General features: G+C 64.9%; 5 protein-coding genes. All 5 read right to left on the bottom strand.

The window, feature by feature from the left end; genetic code table 11:
• Positions 1–749: MHYT domain-containing protein (locus JMF90_RS24740; RefSeq protein ID WP_305790756.1), on the bottom strand; the 749-nt coding region annotated here is incomplete at its 3' end.
• Positions 750–832: 83 nt separating this feature from the next.
• Positions 833–2,251, bottom strand: a complete 1,419-nt coding sequence (locus JMF90_RS24735; protein ID WP_011549127.1) for an HD domain-containing phosphohydrolase — start codon at positions 2,249–2,251, stop codon at positions 833–835.
• A gap of 121 nt (positions 2,252–2,372) precedes the next feature.
• Positions 2,373–2,828, bottom strand: coding sequence for a GNAT family N-acetyltransferase (locus tag JMF90_RS24730; RefSeq protein ID WP_011549128.1), 456 nt, complete (start codon positions 2,826–2,828; stop codon positions 2,373–2,375).
• 257 nt (positions 2,829–3,085) lie between these two features.
• Positions 3,086–3,490 (bottom strand): hypothetical protein, encoded by a 405-nt coding sequence (locus JMF90_RS24725; protein ID WP_011549129.1) that lies wholly within the window; start codon positions 3,488–3,490, stop codon positions 3,086–3,088.
• Between the two features lie 170 nt (positions 3,491–3,660).
• A partial coding sequence (locus JMF90_RS24720; RefSeq protein ID WP_201325539.1) for a dicarboxylate/amino acid:cation symporter occupies positions 3,661–4,730 on the bottom strand: 1,070 nt, incomplete at its 5' end.

Genomic DNA, 4,730 nt, shown 5'->3' with positions numbered 1-4,730 from the left:
GTGTCGGTCATCCCGCGCAGGAAAGTTGTGCGCGCATCGAAACGGCACACCAGCAGCGTGACGACCAGCGTCGCCATCGTAAACAACGCGACGGTGGTCGCGAGCCACGGCGCGTCGACGCCGTTCGCGGCGCCGCACCGCGCATCCGGCGCGAAATGCGCGGCCGCCATCGCCGTGTAGTGCATGCCGGTAATCGCGAGGCCCATGATGACGGCCGCGCCGATACGTTGCGCGGTCGCGTGGCGCGCCTGCTGCATGCGCAACGCCTGTGCAATCCACAACGCGGCCGTCGATGCGATCACCGCGATGCCGATCGACGCGGCGAACAGCGCGGCATCGTAGCGAATGCCGGGCTGCATGTGCATCGCGGCCATCCCCGTGTAGTGCATGCCGGCGATCCCGCCGCCCATCAGCACACCGCCCATGCACAGCCGCCGCCAGCCCAGCCGTGCGCGCGTGACGACGTTCAGCGCGAAATACGATACGAGCACCGCGATCGCCAGCGACGCGCCCGTTTCCTGCCACGCATAGCCGAGCGGCACCGGCAACGAAAACGCGAGCATGCCGACGAAATGCATCGACCAGATTCCGGTGCCCATCGCCGCCGCGCCGCCGCCGAGCCACGCGCGCTTGAGCTTCGGATCGTCGAGCAGCGAGATGAACGCGGCGAGGTCGAGCGTCGTATACGACGCCAGCGTCGCGATCGCGAGCGACAGCACGACGAGCGGAAGGTTGTAGATGCCATGCATGATCGGGCGCCCGCAACGGGTTGAGTGCATCGCCGCGGCGGGGGCAAGCGCCCGTCCCGCGGCCATCAGGCCGACGTTCGATGTCAGGCCGGCGGCACGCCTGCGTTGGGTGCATGCGCCTGTGCAGCCGGCCCGGCCAGCACGAGAATGTCGAACGGCGTGCCCTCCCGCGTTTCGAAGCGACGCACGAGCTCGATCTGATGCGCGGACATCACGCTGCCTTTCGTCATCAGCAACACGCCGCGATGCGTGCGCAGATCGTCGGCAAGCTCCATCCCTTCGCGCAGTTGCGCCGACCGGATTTCCGCGACGGACGCCGCGATGCCGAGGCTCGCCGGGTCCCGCATCAACTCGATGAAGCCTGCAACCAGTTGCGGGTCGTAACGCACGCTCGCCTGCGAGCGCAACACGTCGATCGCCTGCTCGATCGAATGCGGCGCACCGATTTCGCCGTGGCGCAACCCTTCGAAGTCGCGCGCGATCGCGACGATCCGCGACCCGATCGGGATCGCATCGCCGACCAGCCCGTCCGGCGTGCCGCGGCCGTTGAAGCGCTCGTACTGGTGCAGCACGATCGATGCAACCTTGTGCAACTGGGCGACCGGCGTCAGCACCATCTGCGCACGCAACGGATGCTCCTGAAACACGCGATGCTCGTCCGTCGTCATCCGCGCGAGCGGCTTGTGCAGCAATTCGTCCGGCAGCGACAGCTTGCCGATGCCGTGCAACAGCCCCGCGAAGTAGACGTCCTGCGCATGCAGTTCGCTCATCCCCGACGCCAGCGCGAGCCGGCGCGCGATCTCGCCCACCCGCATCGCGTGCCCGCTCGCGGCCCCGCAGCGCAGCTCGATCATGCTTGCGCACACCTGAACCATCGCCGTGAAACTACTTTTCAGGTCGCTTTGCGCCGCTTCGAGAAACATCACCGTCTGGCCGAGTTCCTCGGTGCGTGCGCGAACCTGCGTTTCGAGGTCCGTATTGAAACGGCGCAGTGCTTCGTTCTGCGCCTCCGTCAGCGCCGCCAGCCGGGCCGCTTCGCGACGCAGACGGCGCTGTTCCAGCGCCTGCTCGATGGTCAGCAGCAGGTCGTGATCGTCCCACGGCTTGTTCAGGTAGCGATACACGCCGCCTTCGTTGACGGCCTGCACGACCGACGCGAGCTCCGCATAGCCGGTCAGCAAGATGCGCATCGTGTCCGGGTACAGCGCCCGTGCACGCGCCAGGAATTCCGCGCCGCTCATGTGCGGCATCCGCATGTCGGACACGATCAGGTCGATGTCGGTCGACGCCAGGATCTCGAGCGCCGTCTCGCCACTGTCGGCAGTCACGATGTCGTAGCCGGCGGGCCGGAATACGCGCCGGAGCGCCGACACCACGTTCGGTTCGTCGTCGACCAGCAGGATCGACGGGACGCGGGGCACTTCAACGGATGCGGATGCGGCTGCGGTGTCGGACGTTTCGGGCGCCACGGCATTCACGCCGTTTGTTGCAGATGTCGTCATAATCGGCCTCGGATCAATTATTTACGCCCTCTCTGCAACATCGGCCGACGCCGCGTTTTCCACATGGGTGAAAACGCTAATACGTGCGTGCCGATTTCAACCGGAATGCATCACGCGAACGCTACGTCGCTGCCGTGCCCGGTTCGCGCCGATAGTAGATGTCCCATTCCGCTTCATCGGTTCGCACGAAGCCGTGCCGTTCGTAGAAGCGGTTCGAGTCGCTGCCGCGCAATGCGCCGACGCGAACGGGCATCCGTCGTTCGTCGGCGGCAGCAAATATCTCGCGCAGCACGGCGGCGCCAATACCCTTGCCCTGATGCGCGGGCACGATATACAGGTGGTCGAGCAACCAGTGATCCGCCATCGGGCGGAGCGTATAGAAACCCGCACGCGAATGGCCGGCTTCGATGAAGCGGCAGAGCGCCGGGTCGAACGACGCGAGAAACCGGTCGCGCGCACGCTGCGGATCGAAACGGCCGATGCGCTCGAGGCTGTCGCGCATCGCGGCGATGCGGATCGCGACGAGGGCGTCGGCGTCGGCTTGCGTGACGGGGAGGAAGGTCAGGGTCGTTGTCATCGAGCGGCGGGATTCGTGCGGGAGCGCGTACCCGGCGTGGCGCGGCGGCGCCAGCCGGGTTTCGACGGGGACTTCGGTGCAGCACGTCACGCCCCCGATCCGTGAGCATGACGCAAGCGAGCCGATGCAATCGGCTCAAGGAATAAAAAGCGCTGGCCGATGCCCTGGCCAGCAAAACGGTTCTGGCGATCCGAGGTTGGTGTGTGCCAGAACCACATGCATTGAACGGCGTACGCCCGACAATCTGTGATCGCAGTTTAGGCCAGGCTAAGCGATGCGATCAGGTCTGCGCCCGCGCCCGTCGACCTGAACGCATCGTCGGGCTTCGGTACTTCCCATGTTGCGATCATCTCGTCAGTCGGAAGATAGTCGGGATCGGCCGACGCGACGCCAACCCACACGCCTTGGGATACCTGCCTGCCATGGAGATAAAAGTGCAGCTCCCGGCCAGCGCGTTCGCACGTACACCTGATTCGCTCCACCGACTGACCCAGTCTTCTGATCCGCGCGACCTGGTTGCGATCCAGTTCGAACATGGCACTCATCACGCCGTCGCAATCGCCGATGCCGAGCATGTTGCTGTCGTCAGTGAATGCCCACGAAGGATGCGGCGTGCCTAGGCGCAGCATGAAAAAAGCTGCGGACTCTGAACCAATCATCATGTTTCTCCGGCAAAAAATACGTCGCTCCACCCACTGAAACTTGATAAGAACGTACGTTCATCCCATCCTGCTTTTCCCGCCTGCCTCAAGGTTCGAATAGACGTACGCCAGCGCCTGATAATGGGCAGGCGCGACATTGAAACGCGCACCGCCCGTCGCTTCCGAAGCCCCTACACGCTTGCCTGCCGGGGTACGGTTTCCGCGGCGATACTGTCTGAACCGGACAGCCTCACCGCAACTGCGGCGGCGGCCGTGCTCCCGTAGACGTTCAGGGCGGTCCGCCCCATGTCGAAAAAGGCATCGACGCCCAGCAGCAGCAGCACCGCATCGGCCGGCAACCCGATCGACGTGAGAACGATGGTGATGGCGACGATCGCCCCGGAGGGCACATTGGCCGCGCCGTCGATGGTGATGATCGTCAAGATCAGGATCGTGATCACCAGCGGCCAGGACCAGACGAGATGATAGGCATCGGCCAGGTAGCCGACCGCAAGGGCCGTGTAAAGTACCGCGCCGTCGCGATTGAAAATGTAGGCCAGCGGCAAGATCGTGGACGCCACGCCGTAGGGCACGCCCAATTCAACCAGCTTCTTCAGGTGCAACGGGTAGGTAATTTCGGACGAACGCGTCGTGAAACCCAGGATCAGCGGCTCCTTCACCTTCCTGAGAACGGCGAGCGGCGACTGACCGGCGACGCGAATGACGATGGTGAGGACGACCGCCAGAATCGCCATGCCGAGATAGGCGACGCCCAGAAGCTCGACAAGCGAGTGCGCGCCGGTGAACCCCTTGGCCGACAACAGCTGCGCGATCGCGGCAAAGATCGCGAGCGGCGACCATGCGATCACCCACTGGACCATCTTGAACAATCCCGACAGCAGCGCCTCGAAAACGGCAATCGCGGGCTCGGCACGCTCCGGCGCGGCCGCCAGGGCCGCCCCGAAAATCACCCCGAAAACCAGCACGGGGAGCGAATTCCCCGCGGCGAGCGCAGCGACGATGTTGGCGGGGATCAGATCGACGAGGAATTTCGTCCAGTCGATACTGGACGCAAGCGCGGCGGGCATCGATCCGGACTGAACCATGCTCGCCCCGAGACCCGGTCGAAATGCAAAGTTGAGCAGCAGGCCAAGCGAGGCGGCCAGACCCGTCATCAACACGAAGAAGCCGATACTCGACAGTGCGACCTTGCCGAGCCGCTCGCGAAGCCGGCCCGCACGAAAGACCCCGACCGTGACCG

This window comes from Burkholderia sp. E168m23 (genome assembly GCF_016586125.1).
GTDB classification, from domain to species: domain Bacteria; phylum Pseudomonadota; class Gammaproteobacteria; order Burkholderiales; family Burkholderiaceae; genus Burkholderia; species Burkholderia orbicola.
The sequence above is the reverse complement of the archived record's forward strand: the minus strand, read 5'-3'. Positions and strand labels throughout refer to the sequence as shown.